Genomic DNA, 19,797 nt, shown 5'->3' with positions numbered 1-19,797 from the left:
ATTGGCGGTTATGGCGGCAGCGGTCTGCTGTGGGGCAGTTTGGGAGCCTTGCGAAAGCCGTCGAGCAGGTGGCGAAGGGTGAGCCAGGGGTGGCGCAGCAACATGCGCGGGCCGCTCCACTTCATCACCTGCTGGATCTGTTTGCGCATCGCCGGGGCGTAGCAGTGGATATTGCAGTTGGCGCAGGTGGGTTTGTGGCCGTGGCCATAACGGCAGCGACGAAGGCGCTGATGGGCGAAATCCCGCAACTGGCGACAGTGACGGCAGTGGGGATCCTGATGATGGTGCTGGCAGTAGAGGCGGATCATGGCGCTGACCGTCTGCTGCTCGCGCATGAGTCTGGGGTGGTCACTCGCCTTTTTGCTGGCTGCGGCGTGTGAGCCCCGGGCTGGGCTGGCATGATGACTTTTCATGGCCGCCATTCTCCTGACCTGCTCGCTTGGGGTGTTGATACAGGTCAAATGGGGGATAAAAAACAGGGCCCGCAGGCCCTGTGTCATCAGATGAGGCTGGTTGCCTGCTCCAGCCAGGCGAGATCCTCGCCCTCGAGCAGCGGGCTCAGACGACGGAACACCTCGGCGTGGTATTCATTGATCCAGCGGAATTCGGCCGGGCTCAGCAGGCTGCGATCGATCAGGCGGGTATCGAACGGCACGTATGTCAGGCGCTCGAAGCCGAGCATCGGCAGCTCGCCAACCTGTTCCAACTCGGTCACCACCACCAGGTTCTCGCAGCGGATGCCGAAGCCATCTTCACGGTAGTAGCCCGGCTCGTTGGAGAGCACCATGCCCGGTTGCAGGGCAACCATGCTCCCTTTCGGCGCGATGCGCTGGGGCCCTTCGTGGACACTCAGGAAGTGGCCGACGCCGTGACCGGTGCCGTGGTCGTAGTTGTAACCGGCTTGCCACAGCGGCATACGGGCCAGCACGTCGAGCTGGATACCGGCGGTGCCGCGGGGGAAGCGGGCCTGATCCAGCGCGATATGGCCCTGCAGTACCCGGGTAAACATCGCTTTCTGCTCGTCGCTCACCTCACCCACCTTGATGGTGCGGGTGATGTCGGTGGTGCCATCCATATACTGGGCGCCGGAGTCCAGCAGATAAAGGCTGTCCTGACCGAACGCGCGCGGGGTGCCGTTGGTGTGGTGGTAGTGGCACATGGCGGCGTTGGGGCCGAGTGCGGAGATGGTATCGAAGCTCGGCTCGACGTAGTGCTCCTGCTCGCGGCGGAACGCTTCCACCTGATCGGCCAGGGTGCCTTCATCCACCCCCTCGAACTCGCCGGAGGCGACCAGCCGATCCAGCCAGGCGAGGAAGCGGGTCATGGCCACGCCATCACGCAGGTGAGCGGCGCGCATGCCGGTCAGTTCGATTTCGTTCTTGCACGCTTTCGGCAGCATGGTCGGGTCTTGCCCTGCCACCAGAATGGCGCCCGCCTCTTCCATGACGAGCTGGGTCCAGGCGTTGGCGCTGTCCGGATCGGCCAGCACCTTCTGCTGATCTTCACCGATGCGTTGCAGCACGTCGCCCAGCTTGTCGATGGGGTAGACGGAGACATCCTGCCCCACGTGCTGGGTGAAGGCGAAGCAGTCAATTTTGTCGGTATCGACGAAGAAATCCATGCTGGTGTTGGCGTAGAGCACCGCAAAGCCCAGCACCACCGGCAGCCGGTCGATATCGCGGCCGCGCAGGTTGAGCAGCCAGTTGATGGGCTCGGCCTGGGTCAGCAGCACCGCATCCAGCCCGCGCTTGCGCAGGTCCGCCGCCAGCTGTTCACGTTTGGACTGGCTGGACTGGCCTGCCAGCTCCTCGCTGTAGAGGATGACCGGGCTCTTGGTCGGCTCCGGGCGATCGCTCCAGTTCAGGTCGATGGGGTTCTGCTCGACGCGGATCAGCTCGATACCGCGGTCGGCCAGCACGGCCTTGGCATTCTTGTACCAGGTCAGGCTGTGCAGACGGGCATCGAAGCCAACCCGGGAGCCTGACGGCAGCTGCTCGGCCAGCCACTGTACATGGGGATTTTCAATGAGGTGGAGGAATTCGAACAGTTCGGCGGGAGTTTGCATCCGCGCCTGCACCGTATAGCGACCATCGACAAAGAGGGCTGCCCGCTGGGCCATGATGATGGCGACGCCGGCAGAGCCGTTGAAACCGGTGAGCCAGTCAAGCCGCTCGGCATAGGCGGGGATGTACTCGCCGAGGTGCTCATCATCGTGGGGGACGATAAAGGCGTCCAACTCCTGCATGGCCAGCTCGGCCCTGACTTGGGCGACGCGGGTTTCAATTATCTCGAAATTATTCATGTCGTTAGTGCCAGATGGTTGCTATATGAGTGTTCAGTTTTTATGGCCGCTGGCCAGGATCCGCTTGATCGACTGACCCGCTGCTTCGATATGCTGCCTTAGCAGCACCACCGCCTCGTGCTTGCGCCGGGCGCGGCACAGTTCCAGCAATTGGGCGTGTTCACGCTCCGCCTTGTCCACCCCGTCGCTGGCAAACAGCAGCTCGAAGCGGACATAGCGGTCACAGCTCAGATTGATCTGGGCGATCAGTTCAAGTGCCTGGGGGCGACCGGCTGCCTGATAGAGGGTGGCGTGAAAGCTGTGGTTCAACTCGGCCCAATGTTCAATCTGGGTGCCTGACTCCAGGGCGTGATCAAACTGGGCGAGGATCGCCTCCGCTTGTGCGAAGGTGGCTTCCGTCATCTTGTCGACGGCGTGAAACAGGGTATCGGCTTCCAGCAGCGCTCGCAAATAAAAGAGCTCTTCAATGGCCGAGGCGTCCAGCATGGTGACCACGGCGCCGCGATGGGCTTCGAACTTCACCAGCCCCTGCGCTTCCAACTGCATCAGGGCTTCGCGCACCGGAATGCGGCTCACGGCCAGCTCTTTGGCAATGGCATCCTGACGCAAGGGGGCGCCAGCGGGGAACTCCCCACGGAGGATCCGGCCACGGAGGTTTTCCATCACCATCTGGGTTCGGGTCTTGTAGGGTGGGGTCATGGTCGGGTCACGATTGGGCGTTACAGAATTGTATATTGTATAAAGTTTGGCTGAATCTAACCTGTCACAATGGGCAAAGGCAAGGTTTGGGCCCCTTTAACGGGGGCGATGGCGGCGTTCGGGTCTCCACAAAAACAAAAATGCCGGTCAGCGTGGCTGACCGGCATGATGTCACTGATACGAAGCGAGCCTGTTACAGCTGCGGGCCTGCCGCAACCAGACGCTTGCCCTCTTCATTGTCGGTGAAGCGCTCGAAGTTTTTGATGAAGCGCTGGGCCAGATCCTGCGCCTTGGCGTCCCACTCGGCCTTGTCGGCATAAGTATCGCGCGGGTCCAGGATCGCCGGGTTCACATCGTGAAGCTCGGTCGGGATCTCCAGATTGAAGATCGGCAGCACCTTGGTTTCGGCCTTCTCGATGGAGCCATCCAGAATGGCGTCGATGATGGCGCGGGTATCCTTGATGGAGATGCGCTTGCCGGTGCCGTTCCAGCCAGTGTTGACCAGATAGGCCTCTGCACCTGCCGCTTCCATCCGTTTCACCAGCTCCTGACCGTACTTGGTCGGGTGCAGGGAGAGGAAGGCTGCGCCGAAGCAGGAGGAGAAGGTCGGAGTCGGCTCTGTGATGCCGCGCTCGGTACCGGCCAGTTTGGCGGTGAAGCCAGACAGGAAGTGGTACTTGGTCTGCTCCTTGGTCAGCTTGGAGACCGGGGGCAGCACGCCGAAGGCGTCAGCGGTCAGGAAGATCACCTTGGTGGCGTGACCTGCCTTGGATACCGGCTTGACGATGTTTTCGATGTGATAGATGGGGTAGGAGACGCGGGTGTTCTCGGTCTTGGAGCCATCATCGAAGTCGATGGTGCCATCGGCAGCAACGGTCACGTTCTCCAGCAGCGCATCGCGGCGGATGGCGTGGTAGATGTCCGGCTCGGCCTCTTCGGAGAGCTTGATGGTCTTGGCGTAGCAGCCCCCTTCGAAGTTGAACACGCCGTGGTCATCCCAGCCGTGCTCGTCATCGCCGATCAGCTGACGCTTGGGATCGGTGGAGAGGGTGGTCTTGCCGGTGCCGGAGAGGCCGAAGAAGATGGCTACGTCACCATCCTGACCCACGTTGGCGGAGCAGTGCATGGAGGCAATGCCGCGCAGGGGCAGGAAGTAGTTCATCATGGAGAACATGCCCTTCTTCATCTCGCCACCGTACCAGGTGCCACCGATGAGCTGCATCTTCTCGGTCATGTTGAAGGCAACAAAGTTCTCGGAGTTGAGACCCTGCTCCTTCCAGTTCGGGTTGGTGCACTTGGCACCGTTCATCACCACGAAGTCAGGCTTGAAGGTTTTCAGCTCTTCCTCGCTCGGGCGGATGAACATGTTTTTCACGAAGTGTGCCTGCCAGGCCACCTCGGTGATGATGCGCACGGCCAGGCGGGTGTCCGGGTTGGCACCGCAGAAGCCGTCTACCACAAACAGGCGCTTGCCGGAGAGCTGTTTGGTGACCAGCCCTTTCAGATGTGACCACACTTCGGGGGTAATGGCTTTGTTATCGTTTTTACCCTGGTCAGACCACCACACAGTATCCTGGGTAGTGGCATCTTTGACGATATATTTATCTTTCGGAGAGCGGCCGGTAAAGATACCGGTGTTGACGTTGACGGCGCCCAGTTCGGTGACGACGCCGCGCTCGAACCCTTCCAGGTCAGGGCGAGTCTCTTCAGCGAAAAGCTGCTCGTAAGAGGGGTTGCGAACGATTTCCTGGCTGTTTTTGATGCCGTACTGGTCCAGTCCTAATTGTTGGGCCAGGGTGGGTTCTGCCACGATTGTCATTGTATTCTCCTGGGTTCAGAGGTTTGTAGGGTTCTATCTGACGTTCATCCTATCACTTAGGTGGTAGAGTTTAGCGATCGCCATCAAACTTTATAAAATAGGGTATTTTTTTGTTATTAAAGTTAAAGGCGGGTTTTGCCCGCCTTTAATTAGTGTAACTTGTTTGCATCATTGCCGGGAGCCCTGCTGAACAGGGTTTCGACATCGATCCCATTAAATTGGTACTGGGCGCCGCAATAATCACAGTGCATGTCGATCTTGCCGAGCTCCTGCACCATATCCATCACCTCTTCCTTTTCTATCTGTAGCAGGGCCCCTTCGCAGCGCTCGCGGGAGCAGGTGCAGCGGAACTCGACCGCCTGCGGATCGAACACCCGCACCTTGTCCTGATGGTAGAGACGGTAGAGGATCTCTTCCGCTTCCAGACCGAACAGCTCTTCATCCTTGATGGTGCTGGTGAGCTGGGTCAGGTGCTCGAAGTCGTTGCTGTGATCTTCGCTCTGGGCGGGCAGCTCCTGCAGCATGATGCCGGCAGCGCGGGGTTCCCCTTCATGGTAACCGGTACGGATCCACAGCTTGGTCGCCAGCTGCTCGGACTGGGCAAAGTAGTGCTCCAGACAGCCAGCCAGGGTGTCGGCGTCCAGCGCGATGATGCCCTGATAGCGCTCGCCCTGATCCGGGGTGATGGTGATGATCAGCTGGCCGTTGCCGATCAGGCTCTGCAGCTTGTTGTCGCTCGGCAGTTCGCCTTCAAAGCGGGCCACGCCGCGCAGCTGCTGGTTGTGGTCACCGTTGATGACGGCCAGACGCACCGGGCCATCGCCCTGCAGCTGTACGGTGATGGAACCTTCAAACTTGAGGGTGGCGGTCAGCAGGCTGGTGGCGACCAGCAGCTCGCCCAGCAGTTTTTGCACCTGCACCGGGTAGTTCTGGGCTTCCACCACGTGGCGGTAGGTGTGATCCAGCTGGACCAGCTCGCCACGTACTTCGTACTCTTCAAACAGATAGCGATACAGCAGATCTTGGTTGCTCATCATATGTTCCTGGGTTCTTCGGTGAGGTAAATCGGGCGGGCTGGGGTTGCGGCCAGCCCGGTATCAAATCGGGGTCGGTCAGTACTGTTTGACCTTGAGCAGCTGGCGCCGCTCCTGCTTGTCGGGGCGACGCTCCGGGCTCGGCGCAAACTGGCTGTTGAAGCGGCGCGCCTCGCTGTTTTCGGCCCGTTTTTTCAGGCTTTCGGCGGTCTCTTCATAGAGCTGCTGGGCGAGCGGTGCCGATTTGCGCTGATCGCTGATGGCCAGCACCCGCACTTCCCGCTCATCCTGCCCCTGCCAGAAGCGGATCAGCGCACCCACTTCCACCTGTTTGCCCGGCTTGCTGCGCTGACCATTGTAGTGCACCTTGCCGCCGTCAATCTGATCCCGCGCCAGCGAGCGGGTCTTGTAGAACCGGGCCGCCCACAGCCACTTGTCGAGCCGAACCTCGAGGGCGTTTTCTGCATGATTGGCCATGAACAGGCTCCATAACGGGGAAAAGAGGCGGTCGATTATACCAGAGCCCGGGGGCGGGATAGAAACCGGGCAGCCGCCGCGCGGGGCGCAAACCATGCCAAGGTGATGCAACATATGGGCAGTTTGCTGATTCACAAGGGAAAGCCGCTGCTTTATCGGGTATCCATGGGGGCTGGGAAGGGCCTTCATACCGCGCATATAACACTGCCGCCCCGGTTGGGGGCGGCAGCGTTCACATCCATCGACCATATCAGAGTCAGAAGTGATCGTGCTGATCCGGCTTCTTCTGGTCGTGGGGGCCTTCGCTGTGGGCGATGGCGGTGCGGATCAGATCAACCCCGGCGCGGATAATCAGCACCCCCATGTTGACCAGCTTGACGCAGACCCACATGAAGGTGATGAGCAGGATCAGCTTGAGCACGGTCTGGAAGGCTTCCAAGAAGTTCTGCTCCAGCTGGGCGGTGAGGCCGTTGGCGCTGGTCATCAGCCAGGTGTAGACCTCGCGCACGAACGGGATGCGGCTTGGCATCTCCAGCACATCCAGTGCGGCAGGGAGCGCCTGGAAGATGACGATGCTGCCGAACAGGATCAAAATGACACCGATGGCGATGCCGAGGAAAAAGCCGAACTGTCTCATGGAGGGCTCCAGCGTTTGCTGCATGAAATTGAAGATAGCCGCCAATAGTAGGGAGTGCCCTGCTTCATCGCAATCTTCCGTGCACCTCCATTGCGGCGGGAACGACGGCGATCCGGTCGCCACCATTGCCCAACTATCTGATTTCTGGGAGGCTTGTCGCCATTGTGCATAGGGAAAGCAAATTGATGTCGAGAACCCTCTTTTTACTGTTGCTGGCGTTGTTTGCCGCTCTGCCAGCCCTGAGTGCCGAACCGGCTGGCCCAACGGCAGCCGCCTGCGCCATCCGCCATCAGGATCAACTGCTGCTGGTGCAGGATCGCATCTCCTCCCGCTACAGCCTGAGCGGTGGCTATATCGATGGCGGCGAGAGCCCCGAGCAGGCGGCGCTGCGCGAGCTGTATGAAGAGACCGGTCTGCGCGGCGAAGTCGTCGCGGATCTTGGCCGCTGGCAGAAAGCGCAGGTCTTTGCCTGTCGCACTCTTGAGCCTATCGTCGCCCAGCAAGATTCCGATTTTGTCTCGCTGCTGCAGGCCCCCAATCTGGGTGGCGAGATCCTCAACGCCCGCTTGATCGCGGTGGACAAGCTCCCCCGCGCACAGCGCCGCTTCCCGGAGCAGCTCGACTGGCTGCAATCCCGACTGGATAAGGTGCCCGAGAGCGAGGTGCGCTGGCAGGCCGATTTTGTGGCGCAGGGCAATGCGCTGCATCAGGCCGAGATCCCGCTGATGCTGCGGCTGCAACAGTGGCTGGGGCCCGATGTCTGGTGGCTGTCGGTCAGCAATCTGTTTGGTTCAGGCGGCTTTCAGCTTGCCCTGATACCTTTGCTGCTCCCGCTGCTGGGGTGGCCGCGACTGCGCCAGCTGCTGTTCGCCATGCTCTGGCTCGGCTTGCTGGTGCAGGCGAGCAAGGAGGGGATCGGCTGGCCGCGTCCCTTCCATCTGCAACCTGAACTGGCGACTCACAGTGCCCAGGGCTTTGGCATGCCGAGCGGTCACACCGCATCGGCCCTGCTGTTCTGGGGCGCGCTGCTTGGCTGGCTCTGGCCTGCCCGGCGCGGACAGGCCTACTCGCTGGCGCTGCTGCTGGCCCTTACCACCGGTCTGGCGCGGGTCTGGCTTGGGGCACACTTTATCTCTGACGTAGTGGCGGGGCTGCTGATGGGCGCCATACTGCTGGCTGCTCGTCCCTGCTGGCGTACGGATGGGCTTGTGGCAGGCTGGTTGCTGCTGATTGCCGCGGCGCTGGCGCTCGGGGGACTGACCCAATCGGCCCATCTGACCGGGATCGGGCTGGCGGCCCTCGGGCTCTGGGTTGGCGGTTTGCGCTCCCTGACCCGCGGCGGTTATCCCCCCATTGTGACTGGCGCGGTTACGCTGGCGGGGGGCGCGGTGATCGGGGCGGGACTCTGGGCGCTGCCACTGCTGACCAGCAGTTCGCTGGCTATACTGCTTGGTCAGTTTGTGCTCTTTTTCGGGCTGGGGCTCTGGTTGAGCGCTGGCCTCTGGTGGATACTCTCTTTCTTGAAATGCGACACACGACCCAAGGGCAACGGCTCTGACAAGGGAACTCTATGAATGTGAAAAAAGTGGATTTGGCCAAGATAACCCTGGGGGTGCTGTTTCTCAGCATCCTGATTATCTCCTGTTTCTTGGTGTTGCAGCCTTTCCTGCCTGCGCTGGTGTGGGCCACCATGATCACCATCGCCACCTGGCCACTGATGTTGATGGTGCAGCGGCTGTTGTGGGGCAAGCGCACCCTGGCGGCCCTCTTTATGACGCTGGTGCTGCTGCTGATGTTCGTTATCCCGCTCTTTATGACGCTGGCCAATGTGGCGGAGAAGGCGCCCATGCTGATCGAGCTGGGTACCCATATCAGCCAGTCACCGCCGCCGGAGTTGCTCTGGCTGCAACAGATCCCTCTGGTGGGCGACAAGCTCTATGACTTCTGGCAGCAAATTCTGGCGAGCGGTGGTCAGGTGCTGTTTGCCAAGCTGGCCCCCTATTTTGGCCAGACCGCCCGCTGGTTGGCCTCTCAGGCCGGTAATCTGGGGCTGTTGTTTGTCCACTTCCTGCTGACGGTCGGTATCTGTGGTGTGCTCTATCACTCGGGGGAAGTGGTGGCGACCGGCATTCGCCGCTTTGCCCACCGGCTGGCGGGTCAGCGTGGTGACAACGCCACCGTGCTTGCTTCACAGGCGATCCGCGCCGTGGCGATGGGGGTGGTGGTGACTGCGCTGGTGCAATCCTCGGTAGCCGGTGTCGGCCTGCTGATTGCCGGTATCCCTTACGCCATGGTGCTGGTGGTGGTGATGTTCCTGTTGATCGTCGCCCAGATCGGCCCCTTCCCGGTGCTGCTGGCCTGTATCGGCTACCTCTACTGGAGCGGCGACACCACCTGGGGCACCTTCCTGCTGGTGTGGTCATTGATTGCGGGCACCATGGACAACTTCCTGCGCCCCTTCCTGATCAAGCGGGGCGCCGACCTGCCGCTGATCCTCATTCTGGTGGGGGTAATCGGTGGCTTGCTGACCATGGGGATTATCGGTCTCTTTATCGGCCCCGTGGTGCTGGCTGTGGCTTATACCTTGCTGGATGCCTGGATCAAGGAGGGTGACCACCAGTCAGAGGCGACCCATATCGCGGCAGCGCCCAGTATAGATTGACGGTTCTATAAAAAGACGATGCAAAGAGCCGCCCGATGGGCGGCTCTTTTGTTGATGATGACAGCGTCAGGCCAGTTGTTTCATACCTGAGCCGCAGCGGTTGTTCACAGCATCTGCTTGAGGCGATAGAGCAGGTCCAGTGCCTGGCGCGGGGTGAGCTCGTCCGGGCGCAGCGCTTCCAGCTCTTCCACCACCGGATGAGGCTGCGGGGCGAGGGTCACCGGAGCCGGGCGGCTTTCACCGGCGGCGACCGGGGTGGCGCTCTCCAGCTCATGCAGTTTGTGACGGGCCTGCTGGATCACCGATTTCGGCACCCCGGCCAACGCTGCCACTTGCAGACCGTAGGAGCGGCTGGCCGCCCCTTCCTGCACCGCGTGCATAAAGGCAATGGTGTCGCCGTGCTCCACCGCATCGAGGTGGACGTTGGCCAGCCCGCTCATCAGCTCGGGCAGGCGGGTCAGCTCGAAGTAGTGGGTGGCGAACAGGGTGTAGGCGCCAATCTTACTCGCCAGCTGTTCGGCACAGGCCCACGCCAGCGAGAGGCCGTCGTAGGTGCTGGTGCCGCGGCCAATCTCGTCCATCAGCACCAGACTGCGGGCGGTGGCGTTGTTGAGGATATTGGCGGTCTCGGTCATCTCCACCATAAAGGTGGAGCGGCCGGAGGCGAGATCGTCTGACGCCCCGATGCGGGTGAAGATACGGTCGATGGGGCCGATGCGGGCGCTGTCGGCGGGGACGAAGGCGCCGATATGGGCCAGTAGCACGATCAGCGCGGTCTGGCGCATGTAGGTCGATTTACCGCCCATGTTGGGACCCGTGATGATCAGCATCCGCCGCTCCCGCTCCAGCCGGATGGGGTTGGCGATAAAGGGATCTGTCATTACCTGCTCAACCACCGGATGGCGGCCCGCCTCGATCAGGATCTGATCCTCATCGATGAGGGTCGGGCAGCGATAGTCGAGGGTCTCGGCCCGCTCGGCCAGGTTGGCCAGTACGTCCAGCTCCGCCAGTGCGGCGGCGGAATCCTGCAGATCGCCGAGGTGGGGCAGCAGGGCATCGAGCAGCTCTTCGTAGAGCCGTTTTTCCAGCGCCAGCGCCTGGGACTGGGCGGTGAGTACCTTGTCCTCGTACTTCTTCAGCTCATCGATGATGTAGCGTTCGTTGTTCTTGAGGGTCTGGCGGCGGATGTAGTGGGCCGGCACCAGATGGCTGTTGGCGCGGCTCACCTCGATATAGAAGCCGTGCACTTTGTTGTAACCCACCTTTAGAGTGTTGATACCGGTCAGCAGCTTCTCCCGCTCCTCGATGCGGGCGAGGCTGGCGGTGGCGCCGTTGGCGAGATCCCGCAGCTCGTCCAGCTCCTGATTGAAGCCGTCACGGATGACGCCACCATCGCGGATCAGCACCGGCGGCACCTCCATCACCGCGCGCTCCAGCAGGTCGAGCAGCTCGGGGAAGGTGCTGGCACGCTCGGCCAGTTGTTGCACCGCTTCGTGTTCGTTGTCCGCCAGCAGACGCTGTAGCTCGGGCAGCTGGGCGAAGGCCTGACGCAGCCGGGTGAGGTCGCGCGGGCGGGCCGAGCGCAGGGCGAGGCGCGCCAGCACCCGCTCCACATCCCCGACCTGACGCAGCAGGCTGCCCAGTTCATCGTAGAGGTTCTGCTCGATAAGCGTATGGATGGTGCTCTGGCGACCTTTCAGGATCACCCGATCGCGGATCGGCTGGTGGATCCAGCGCTTGAGCAGGCGGCTGCCCATGGGGGTGGCGGTGCGATCCAGCACCTCGGCCAGGGTATTTTCGTAGCCACCGGCCAGATTCTGGGTCAGCTCCAGATTGCGGCGGGTGGCGGCATCCATGATGACCGCGTGATCCGGCTGCTCCAGGCGCACGCTGCGGATGTGGGGCAGGGCGGTGCGCTGGGTGTCCTTTACGTACTGCATCAGACAACCAGCGGCGCACAGGGCGGTCTCGCTCTTGTCGACGCCAAATCCCACCAGATCCTGGGTGCCGAACTGCTGGCAGAGCAGTTTGCGGGCGGTGCCCAGCTCAAACTCCCACTCCGGGCGGCGACGCAGGCCGCGGCGACCCTCTATATGGTGCAGGAACTCGAACGATTCCGGGTAGAGCAGTTCGGCCGGATTGGTGCGCTGCAGCTCTGCCAGCAAGGTCTCTTCTTTCTCGAACTGGTTGATGAAGAAGCGGCCGGAGCCGATGTCCATGGTGCCGTAACCGAAGCGGCGGCCATCGTGATAGACGGCGGCGATCAGGTTGTCCTGTCGCTCGCTGAGCAAAGCCTCGTCGGAGACGGTACCCGGGGTGATGATGCGAATGACCTTGCGCTCCACAGGCCCCTTGCTGGTGGCGGGATCCCCCACCTGTTCGCAGATGGCGGCCGACTCGCCGAGCTGCACCAACTTGGCCAGATACCCTTCGATAGCGTGATAGGGCACCCCCGCCATCGGGATGGGGCTGCCCGCCGACTGGCCGCGCTTGGTCAGGGAGATGTCGAGCAGCTGAGAGGCCTTGCGGGCATCGTCATAGAACAGCTCGTAGAAGTCGCCCATCCGGTAGAACAGCAGGATCTCCGGGTTCTCGGCCTTGAGGCCAAGGTACTGCTGCATCATGGGCGTGTGGGCGCTCAGATTGGCGCCGGGAGCGGAGCTTGTGGCGCCGCTGGCTTGGTGTTGTGCGGTCATGTTCTGTTCCAGAAGGGGCCTCTGCGGGCCGGTGTCTGCGGTGATGAGCCTTGAGCTTGATGGCGCCATTCTACACATAAGCGCCGCGGCGGGGGAGCGGGTGTTCCGGGCGCGGTTGTTCTGCACTATTGAAGGCATGGCTCCGGTGCGGTACCTCACATTGCGGCAGGCAAGGGCGGTCTGCCGTGGTTGCGGGCGGCGCTAGCGGGATCGCATAATGTGCCTCTTGAGCGGATCAGAAGGAGTCGTGATGAAACTGGATGCAGAGATAGAGCACCTTGCCATCGAGCTGGGACGGGCCCTCGGTCAACGGGGCTGGCTGGCGGCGACCGCCGAATCCTGTACCGGCGGTGGGGTGGCTACGGCCATCACCGACATCGCGGGTAGCTCCGGCTGGTTCGATCGCGGATTTGTCACCTACACCAACGAGGCCAAACAGCAGATGTTGGGGGTGAGCAGCGAGAGCCTTGAGCGGCACGGCGCGGTGAGCGAGGCGGTGGTGCTGGAGATGGCCCGCGGCGCGCTGGCGCACTCGTCTGCCTCCATCAGCGTTGCCATCAGCGGCATCGCCGGCCCCGGCGGCGCCACCGAAGGCAAGCCGGTCGGCACCGTCTGGTTCGCCTGGGCCGACCGCAATGGTCGTCACCACTCCCTGCTGGCCCGCTTCGACGGAGATCGCCGACAGGTACGCCAGCAGGCGGTGAGACAGGCCTTGTCGGGTCTGTTGGCCCTGCTCAGATAAATTGGGCTTGATACTGTATGAATAGACAGTATACTTAGCCCAACTTCACTTCTTACTCACGATTTCCAGCGGAGATTGGCATGGATCAGAACAAACAGAAGGCACTGGCGGCTGCGCTGGGTCAGATTGAAAAGCAGTTCGGCAAAGGTTCCATCATGCGTCTGGGCGACAGCAAGACCATGGATATCGAAGCCATCTCTACCGGTTCCCTCTCGCTGGACGTGGCTCTGGGGATCGGCGGTCTGCCGTGTGGCCGTATCGTCGAAATCTACGGCCCGGAATCTTCCGGTAAAACCACCCTTACCCTGCAGGTGATCGCGGAAGCCCAGAAGAAAGGCAAAACCTGTGCCTTCGTCGATGCGGAACACGCCCTCGACCCTATCTATGCTGCCAAGCTGGGCGTCAACGTCGACGACCTGCTGATCTCTCAGCCGGATACCGGTGAACAGGCGCTGGAGATCTGCGACATGCTGGTTCGCTCCAACGCGGTTGACGTCATCATCGTCGACTCCGTGGCGGCCCTGACCCCGAAAGCGGAAATCGAAGGGGAGATGGGGGATTCCCACGTTGGCCTGCAGGCCCGTTTGATGTCCCAGGCACTGCGCAAGCTGACTGCCAACATCAAGAACGCCAACTGCCTGTGCATCTTCATCAACCAGATCCGGATGAAGATCGGCGTCATGTTCGGTAGCCCGGAGACCACTACCGGTGGTAACGCGCTCAAGTTCTACGCCTCCGTGCGTCTGGATATCCGTCGTACCGGCGCCATCAAGGAAGGCGACGAAGTGGTCGGTAACGAGACCCGCGTCAAGGTAGTGAAGAACAAGGTGGCTCCTCCCTTCAAGCAGGCCGAATTCCAGATCTTCTACGGTGCCGGTATCTCCAAAGAGGGCGAGCTGGTTGACCTTGGCGTCAAGCACAAGCTGATCGACAAGGCGGGCGCCTGGTACAGCTACAACGGCGAGAAGATTGGTCAGGGCAAAGCCAACGTGATGAAGCTGTTCGCCGAGAACAAGGCGCTGGCTGGTGAAGTGGAAGCCAAACTGCGCGAGCTGCTGCTCTCCGGTGCCGTACCTGTCGATGACAAGGCTACACCGGTTGAGGCAGAAGAGTTCGATGCCGAAAGCGAACAAGAGTTCGAATAAGGAACAAAGGAAGGCCGGGTAGATACCCGGCCTTGTTATTTATGATGGTAGATGAATCCGTGACCGAATCGCTCGAGCCCGCCGAGCCGACCTTTGCCGAACAGCTGGCCGCAGCCCGCGGCTATGCCATGCGCAGTCTGGCCCGCCGCGAGAGTGCCGAATCGGAGCTGGCCAGACGCCTGTGCCAGCAGGGCTATCAGGAAGATGTGATCGAGGCGGTGGTCGACTATTGCCGCGGTTATAACTGGGTCAATGACGAGCGATATGGTGCCATGGCGGTGCGGGCTGGCGCCGCCAAGGGACATGGCCCGCTCAAGATCCGTTTCGACCTGCGTCGTAAGGGGCTGGATGATGGCCAGATCGATGCCGCCTTCGAGCAACCCGAGCTGGACTGGTTCGAGCTTGCCTTCGAACTGCTGGAGCGACGGGCAAAAATTGCCGATCTGGCCGATTTTAAGCTGCGGATGAAGTGGCTCAAATATCTGCTGGGGCGCGGCTTTACCCAGGATCAGGCGCGTTACGCTATCTCGGCCCTGCAGGAGCGGGAGGAGTAACGCCGCTGCGTGGCAACAGTCGTTTTACCTCTCCTTGTTGCAGGTTTTTCCTGCCGGCTCAGTAGGTTGCGAGCGCAATTCCGAAAAAGCCGCCTTTTGTTCATCTCATCCCTCTTTCTGCGCTGCTTTTTTGCCTCTCGACAGTGAAAAAAGCCACTGTGAGCAGTGGCGCTCTTTTCTGGCCCGTTTATGTGCGCTTTTTCGCCCGTGGCGGCCCTGTCCGTTTTACTTTACCCCGCAGAAAACTTACATTAATGCGGTTAAAAGTCCGTATTCGAATCAAGCAGGATTTTCCATGTATATGTCCACGTCAGAGATTCGCGCTGCGTTTCTCGAGTATTTCCGTTCCCAGGGGCACCAGGTTGTCTCCTCCAGCTCGCTGGTACCGCATAACGACCCGACCCTGTTGTTTACCAACGCGGGTATGAACCAGTTCAAGGACGTGTTCCTTGGCGCAGACAAGCGTGCCTACAATCGCGCGACGACTTCCCAGCGTTGCGTGCGTGCCGGTGGTAAGCACAACGATCTGGAAAACGTCGGCTATACCGCTCGTCACCACACCTTCTTCGAAATGCTGGGCAACTTCAGCTTCGGCGACTACTTCAAACAGGATGCCATCAAGTTTGCATGGGGTTTCCTGACCGAGGTGCTGCAGCTGCCGAAAGAGCGCCTGCTGGTGACCGTCTACGCGACTGACGATGAAGCTTTCGACATCTGGGAAAAAGAGGTCGGTGTGCCGGCCGATCGCATCGTACGCATCGGTGACAACAAGGGGGCACCGTACGCTTCCGACAACTTCTGGGCGATGGGCGATACCGGTCCGTGCGGTCCCTGCACCGAGATCTTCTACGACCACGGCGATCACATCTGGGGTGGCCGTCCCGGCTCACCGGAAGAGGATGGCGACCGTTTCATCGAGATCTGGAACGTGGTGTTCATGCAGTTCAACCGTCAGGCTGACGGCACCATGGAGCCGCTGCCCCGTCCGTCCGTGGATACCGGCATGGGTCTGGAGCGTATCTCCGCCATCATGCAGGGTGTCCACTCCAACTATGAAATCGACATCTTCCAGGCGCTGATCAAGAAAGCGGCCGAGATTGTCGGCACCACCGATCTGAGCAACCAGTCCCTGCGCGTCATCGCTGACCACATCCGCTCCTGCGCCTTCCTAGTGGCAGATGGCGTGATGCCGTCCAACGAAGGTCGTGGCTATGTGTTGCGTCGCATCATCCGCCGCGCCGTGCGTCACGGTCGCAAGCTGGGCGCTACCGATGTCTTCTTCTACAAACTGGCTGCCGAGCTGGCGGTGCAGATGAAAGACGTCGCTGCCGAGCTGATCGCCCAGCTGCCGCTGGTCGAGCGAGTGCTGCGCATCGAAGAGGAGCAGTTCGTCCGCACGCTGGATCGCGGTCTGCTGCTGCTGGAAGATGCTCTGGCCAACCTGGGCGATGCCAAGGTTATTCCGGGCGAAGTGGTCTTCAAGCTCTACGACACTTACGGCTTCCCGGCCGACCTGACTGCCGACGTGGTGCGCGAGCGCGAGATCGGCATCGACGAAGAGGGCTTCAAGGCCGAGATGGAGAAGCAGCGTGCTCGTGCCAAGGAAGCCTCCAGCTTCGGCGTGAACTACAACGAGATGCTCAAGCTCGACTTCGAGACCCCCTTCACCGGTTACAAGACCCTGACCGAGCGTACCCGCGTGGTCGGTATCTACAAGGGTGTGGAAGAGGTGAGCGGTCTCATCGCCGGTGACGAAGCTGTCATCGTGCTGGAAGAGACCCCTTTCTACGCCGAGTCCGGCGGCCAGATTGGCGACAGCGGTACCCTGAAAGTGGACGACGGCATCTTTGCCGTGACTGATACCCTGAAAGCGGGCAAGGCGATCATCCACAAGGGTTATATGGAGTTGGGCACCCTGGAGAAAGGGGCCGAGGTTGAGGCCGTGGTAGACGCTGACCGTCGTCAGGCCATCGCCCTGAACCACTCCGTGACTCACCTGCTGCACGCAGCTCTGCGTCAGGCTCTGGGCGAGCACGTCACCCAGAAAGGTTCTCTGGTTGGAGCCGAGCGCATGCGTTTCGACTTCTCCCACTTCGAGGGGCTGACCATGGCGACCATTCGCCGGGTCGAGGAGCTGGTCAACAACCAGATCCGCGCCAACCACGAAATCACCACCCAGCTGATGGATCTGGAAGCGGCCAAGTCCGCCGGTGCCATGGCTCTGTTTGGTGAAAAATATGAAGACGACGTGCGCGTGGTGCGCATGGGCGACTACTCCACCGAGCTGTGCGGCGGTACTCACGCCAAGCGTACCGGTGATATCGGCTTCTTCAAGATCATCGCCGAGAGCGGTATTGCTGCTGGCGTGCGCCGTATCGAAGCGGTGACCGGCAAAGCGGCCATCGACTTCATGCATCAGGTTGGCGAGCAGATCGAAGAGGCTGCTGCACTGGTGAAAGGTGACCAGTTCTGCATCGCCGACAAGGTTCGCCAGATGCTGGACAAGGCCAAGATGATGGAGCGCGAGCTGGAGCAGCTTAAGGCCAAGCTGGCCGCTCAGGCTGGTAACGATCTGCTGGGTCAGGTGATCGAGATCAACGGTCAGAAGGTGCTGGTTGCAGCGCTGGAAGGGGCCGATCCGAAATCCCTGCGCGGCATGCTGGACGAGCTGAAGAACCAGATGAAGTCCGGTGTCGTGCTGCTGGCCACCTGTGCCGACGGCAAGGTCAACCTGATCGCGGGCGTCACCAACGACCTGACCGGCAAGGTCAAGGCCGGTGAGCTGGTCAATCTGGTTGCCCAGCAGGTGGGGGGCAAGGGCGGTGGCCGTCCGGACATGGCACAGGCGGGTGGTACCCAGCCTGAGGCGGTGCCGGCAGCGCTGCAATCCGTTCACTCCTGGCTGGAAGAGCGCCTGTAATCGGGCGAGGTGATCTGTGGCACTCTATGTACAGAAGTACGGCGGCACCTCGGTCGGCACACTGGAGCGGATCGAGGCGGTAGCTGAGCGGGTCGAGCAGACCCGCGCCCAGGGACACGACGTGGTGGTGGTTGTCTCCGCCATGTCGGGCGAAACCAACCGGTTGCTGGGCATGGCCCAGCAGCTGGATCCTGATGCCAACCGGCGCGAGATGGATGTACTGGTCTCCACCGGTGAGCAGGTCACCATAGCGCTGCTGGCCATCGCGTTGAACAAACGCGGTTGCCCGGCGGTCTCGATGACTGGCGATCAGGTACGGATTCATACCGATTCCGCCTATGGCAAGGCGCGCATCACCCACATCGACACCGAGCTGGTTCATGCCGAACTGGCTGCGGGCAAGGTGGTGGTGATCGCCGGTTTCCAGGGCCGTGACGAGCATAACGCCATCACGACGCTGGGCCGCGGCGGTTCGGATACCACGGCGGTTGCCGTGGCGGCGGCCATCAAGGCTGATGAGTGCCAGATATTTACCGATGTGGATGGGGTATACACCACGGATCCGCGCATCGAGCCCAAGGCTCGTCGTCTCGACACCATCACCTTCGAGGAGATGCTGGAGATGGCCAGTCTCGGCGCCAAGGTGCTGCAGATCCGCTCGGTGGAGTTTGCGGGCAAGTACCGCGTCCCGCTGCGGGTGCTGTCGAGCTTTATCGATGGAGAGGGAACCTTAATCACATATGGAGGTGATAGGATGGAAGCTCCCCTGGTATCCGGGATCGCTTTTAACCGCAACGAGGCCAGCCTGACCATTCTGGGCGTGCCGGACAGACCAACCGTTGCCGCGCAGATCCTGAATCCGATCAGCGACGCCAACATTGATGTCGACATGATTGTGCAGAACACCCTGGGAGATGGCACCGCCGACTTCACCTTCACGGTGAATCGTGATGACTATCGCCGTGCCCGGGCTCTGTTGGAGGAGACCGCCACCGAACTTGGCGCCTCCTGCGTGCAGGGAAATGGCGAAATTGCCAAGGTTTCCATTGTCGGTGTCGGCATGTGGAACCATCCCGGTGTTGCGCGCACCATGTTCAAGGTATTGGGCGAGGAGGGGATCAACATGCAGTTGATCTCGACCTCTGAAATCAAAATCTCTGTGGTGATTGACGAGAAGTATCTGGAGCTGGCGGTGCGGGCCCTGCACGCGGCTTTCGGGTTGGATCAGGCACCGCAAGAGCAGCCCTTGGGCTAACAATCTCTGATTGATTTAGTTTCAACCATTTACCATATCGGTATCTTTGTTAGATAATGTCGCATATCGATATAAAAACAAAACAGGATACAGGAGCAAGCGAATGCTTATTTTGACTCGTCGTGTTGGGGAAACCCTGATGATTGGTGATGAAGTGACTGTCACCGTACTGGGCGTTAAAGGCAACCAGGTCCGTATCGGTGTTAACGCGCCGAAAGAGGTCTCCGTACACCGCGAAGAGATCTACCAGCGCATCCAGGCCGAGAAAGTTCCGGGCCAACCGGGCTTCTAAGCCACTTTCATGGCTGTGACAAGGCGACACCTCATGTGTCGCCTTTTGTTTTTTCGGCCCCCTGAAATCGCCCTGCAGGGCGCGAAACTGCGGGATAAGTGCCGATATTGTTTGAATATTCCACGCTTTGACCAAATGCTGAGCGAACGCACTTTTTTCTCCAAAAAAGTGTTTGACTAAAAATCCCTGTGAAGTATTATCAGCCCCGCAAACGGAGAGGTGGCCGAGAGGCTGAAGGCGCTCCCCTGCTAAGGGAGTATGCGGCTTATACCCGCATCGGGGGTTCGAATCCCCCCTTCTCCGCCATTTGCGCCCGTAGCTCAGCTGGATAGAGTACCTGGCTACGAACCAGGTGGTCAGAGGTTCGAATCCTCTCGGGCGCACCATATTACGACTCAAGCAAGAGTCATGTGTTGACCATCAGCAAGTCGACACTTTGGAAAAGGCTTACTGATAAGTAAGCTTTTTTTATCGTTTTAAAACAGGGCGCCCGTAGCTCAGCTGGATAGAGTACCTGGCTACGAACCAGGTGGTCAGAGGTTCGAATCCTCTCGGGCGCACCA

Annotated in this window: 16 protein-coding genes and 3 tRNA genes; 11 read left to right on the top strand and 8 right to left on the bottom strand. The window is 60.7% G+C overall.

All coding sequences use genetic code 11. The features are described from left to right. Positions 1-8: 8 nt before the first annotated feature. From G5168_RS04800 to G5168_RS04770, 7 genes are all read right to left on the bottom strand, one after another. Positions 9-413, bottom strand: a complete 405-nt coding sequence (locus tag G5168_RS04800) for a nitrous oxide-stimulated promoter family protein (RefSeq protein ID WP_179902684.1) — start codon at positions 411-413, stop codon at positions 9-11. Positions 414-499: 86 nt separating this feature from the next. Further along, positions 500-2,302, bottom strand: a complete 1,803-nt coding sequence (locus G5168_RS04795; RefSeq protein WP_421251900.1) for an aminopeptidase P family protein — start codon at positions 2,300-2,302, stop codon at positions 500-502. Between the two features lie 33 nt (positions 2,303-2,335). Next, entirely contained in the window at positions 2,336-3,001 is a 666-nt protein-coding gene (locus G5168_RS04790) for a GntR family transcriptional regulator (protein WP_005340138.1), read from the bottom strand. Between the two features lie 193 nt (positions 3,002-3,194). After that, positions 3,195-4,820, bottom strand: coding sequence for a phosphoenolpyruvate carboxykinase (ATP) (pckA, locus tag G5168_RS04785; protein ID WP_421172705.1), 1,626 nt, complete (start codon positions 4,818-4,820; stop codon positions 3,195-3,197). Between the two features lie 149 nt (positions 4,821-4,969). Next, positions 4,970-5,854: an Hsp33 family molecular chaperone HslO gene (gene hslO / locus G5168_RS04780; protein ID WP_421251976.1), complete on the bottom strand. Its 885-nt coding sequence runs from the start codon at positions 5,852-5,854 to the stop codon at positions 4,970-4,972. A 78-nt stretch (positions 5,855-5,932) separates the two neighbouring features. Further along, positions 5,933-6,331 carry a ribosome-associated heat shock protein Hsp15 gene (hslR, locus tag G5168_RS04775; protein WP_227341494.1) on the bottom strand — a complete coding sequence of 133 codons (399 nt, stop codon included), beginning with the start codon at positions 6,329-6,331 and terminating at the stop codon, positions 5,933-5,935. 256 nt (positions 6,332-6,587) lie between these two features. Then, positions 6,588-6,968: a hypothetical protein gene (locus G5168_RS04770; protein WP_005340143.1), complete on the bottom strand. Its 381-nt coding sequence runs from the start codon at positions 6,966-6,968 to the stop codon at positions 6,588-6,590. Positions 6,969-7,153: 185 nt separating this feature from the next. Between G5168_RS04770 and G5168_RS04765 the strand changes: the two genes are divergently transcribed. Continuing rightward, a complete protein-coding gene (locus G5168_RS04765; RefSeq protein WP_421251899.1) occupies positions 7,154-8,542 on the top strand; it encodes a bifunctional NUDIX hydrolase/phosphatase PAP2 family protein in 1,389 nt (462 codons plus the stop codon). Next, positions 8,539-9,630, top strand: a complete 1,092-nt coding sequence (gene ydiK / locus G5168_RS04760; protein ID WP_323912399.1) for an AI-2E family transporter YdiK — start codon at positions 8,539-8,541, stop codon at positions 9,628-9,630. The genes G5168_RS04765 and ydiK overlap by 4 nt, the downstream gene beginning before the upstream one ends. 104 nt (positions 9,631-9,734) lie before the next feature. Here ydiK and mutS read toward each other — a convergent pair whose 3' ends face one another. Further along, the gene (gene mutS / locus G5168_RS04755) at positions 9,735-12,326 is read right to left on the bottom strand and encodes a DNA mismatch repair protein MutS (RefSeq protein ID WP_421251898.1); all 2,592 of its coding nucleotides are present in this window, start codon (positions 12,324-12,326) and stop codon (positions 9,735-9,737) included. 250 nt (positions 12,327-12,576) lie between these two features. Between mutS and pncC the strand changes: the two genes are divergently transcribed. From pncC to G5168_RS04710, 9 genes are all read left to right on the top strand, one after another. Then, on the top strand, positions 12,577-13,068 hold the full coding sequence (gene pncC / locus G5168_RS04750; RefSeq protein WP_216949740.1) for a nicotinamide-nucleotide amidase: 492 nt from the start codon (positions 12,577-12,579) through the stop codon (positions 13,066-13,068). Between the two features lie 80 nt (positions 13,069-13,148). Next, positions 13,149-14,213 carry a recombinase RecA gene (recA, locus tag G5168_RS04745; RefSeq protein WP_216952794.1) on the top strand — a complete coding sequence of 355 codons (1,065 nt, stop codon included), beginning with the start codon at positions 13,149-13,151 and terminating at the stop codon, positions 14,211-14,213. Between the two features lie 44 nt (positions 14,214-14,257). After that, positions 14,258-14,767, top strand: a complete 510-nt coding sequence (locus tag G5168_RS04740; protein ID WP_216954517.1) for a regulatory protein RecX — start codon at positions 14,258-14,260, stop codon at positions 14,765-14,767. Positions 14,768-15,062: 295 nt separating this feature from the next. Beyond that, positions 15,063-17,687: an alanine--tRNA ligase gene (gene alaS, locus G5168_RS04735; protein WP_040068996.1), complete on the top strand. Its 2,625-nt coding sequence runs from the start codon at positions 15,063-15,065 to the stop codon at positions 17,685-17,687. 16 nt (positions 17,688-17,703) lie between these two features. Further along, the gene (locus tag G5168_RS04730) at positions 17,704-18,942 is read left to right on the top strand and encodes an aspartate kinase (RefSeq protein WP_005336054.1); all 1,239 of its coding nucleotides are present in this window, start codon (positions 17,704-17,706) and stop codon (positions 18,940-18,942) included. Between the two features lie 103 nt (positions 18,943-19,045). Then, on the top strand, positions 19,046-19,234 hold the full coding sequence (csrA, locus tag G5168_RS04725; protein WP_005336053.1) for a carbon storage regulator CsrA: 189 nt from the start codon (positions 19,046-19,048) through the stop codon (positions 19,232-19,234). 213 nt (positions 19,235-19,447) lie between these two features. Beyond that, positions 19,448-19,540 (top strand) — tRNA-Ser (locus tag G5168_RS04720). 3 nt (positions 19,541-19,543) lie between these two features. Further along, positions 19,544-19,620: transfer RNA gene (locus tag G5168_RS04715), tRNA-Arg, on the top strand. 100 nt (positions 19,621-19,720) lie between these two features. Next, positions 19,721-19,797 (top strand) — tRNA-Arg (locus G5168_RS04710).

This window comes from Aeromonas sp. 600724, from assembly GCF_049175135.1.
Classification (GTDB): Bacteria; Pseudomonadota; Gammaproteobacteria; order Enterobacterales; family Aeromonadaceae; genus Aeromonas; species Aeromonas veronii_A.
The sequence above is the reverse complement of the archived record's forward strand: the minus strand, read 5'-3'. Positions and strand labels throughout refer to the sequence as shown.

Excerpts from the sequence above, each read along its gene's own strand:
- pckA (WP_421172705.1), bottom strand. The coding sequence starts at position 4,820 with ATGACAATCGTGGCAGAACCCACCCTGGCCCAACAATTAGGACTGGAC.
- alaS (WP_040068996.1), top strand. The coding sequence starts at position 15,063 with ATGTATATGTCCACGTCAGAGATTCGCGCTGCGTTTCTCGAGTATTTC.
- recA (WP_216952794.1), top strand. The coding sequence starts at position 13,149 with ATGGATCAGAACAAACAGAAGGCACTGGCGGCTGCGCTGGGTCAGATT.
- G5168_RS04800 (WP_179902684.1), bottom strand. The coding sequence starts at position 413 with ATGAAAAGTCATCATGCCAGCCCAGCCCGGGGCTCACACGCCGCAGCC.
- G5168_RS04790 (WP_005340138.1), bottom strand. The coding sequence starts at position 3,001 with ATGACCCCACCCTACAAGACCCGAACCCAGATGGTGATGGAAAACCTC.
- mutS (WP_421251898.1), bottom strand. The coding sequence starts at position 12,326 with ATGACCGCACAACACCAAGCCAGCGGCGCCACAAGCTCCGCTCCCGGC.
- hslO (WP_421251976.1), bottom strand. The coding sequence starts at position 5,854 with ATGAGCAACCAAGATCTGCTGTATCGCTATCTGTTTGAAGAGTACGAA.
- G5168_RS04770 (WP_005340143.1), bottom strand. The coding sequence starts at position 6,968 with ATGAGACAGTTCGGCTTTTTCCTCGGCATCGCCATCGGTGTCATTTTG.
- ydiK (WP_323912399.1), top strand. The coding sequence starts at position 8,539 with ATGAATGTGAAAAAAGTGGATTTGGCCAAGATAACCCTGGGGGTGCTG.
- G5168_RS04765 (WP_421251899.1), top strand. The coding sequence starts at position 7,154 with ATGTCGAGAACCCTCTTTTTACTGTTGCTGGCGTTGTTTGCCGCTCTG.
- G5168_RS04740 (WP_216954517.1), top strand. The coding sequence starts at position 14,258 with ATGGTAGATGAATCCGTGACCGAATCGCTCGAGCCCGCCGAGCCGACC.
- csrA (WP_005336053.1), top strand. The coding sequence starts at position 19,046 with ATGCTTATTTTGACTCGTCGTGTTGGGGAAACCCTGATGATTGGTGAT.
- G5168_RS04795 (WP_421251900.1), bottom strand. The coding sequence starts at position 2,302 with ATGAATAATTTCGAGATAATTGAAACCCGCGTCGCCCAAGTCAGGGCC.
- pncC (WP_216949740.1), top strand. The coding sequence starts at position 12,577 with ATGAAACTGGATGCAGAGATAGAGCACCTTGCCATCGAGCTGGGACGG.
- hslR (WP_227341494.1), bottom strand. The coding sequence starts at position 6,331 with ATGGCCAATCATGCAGAAAACGCCCTCGAGGTTCGGCTCGACAAGTGG.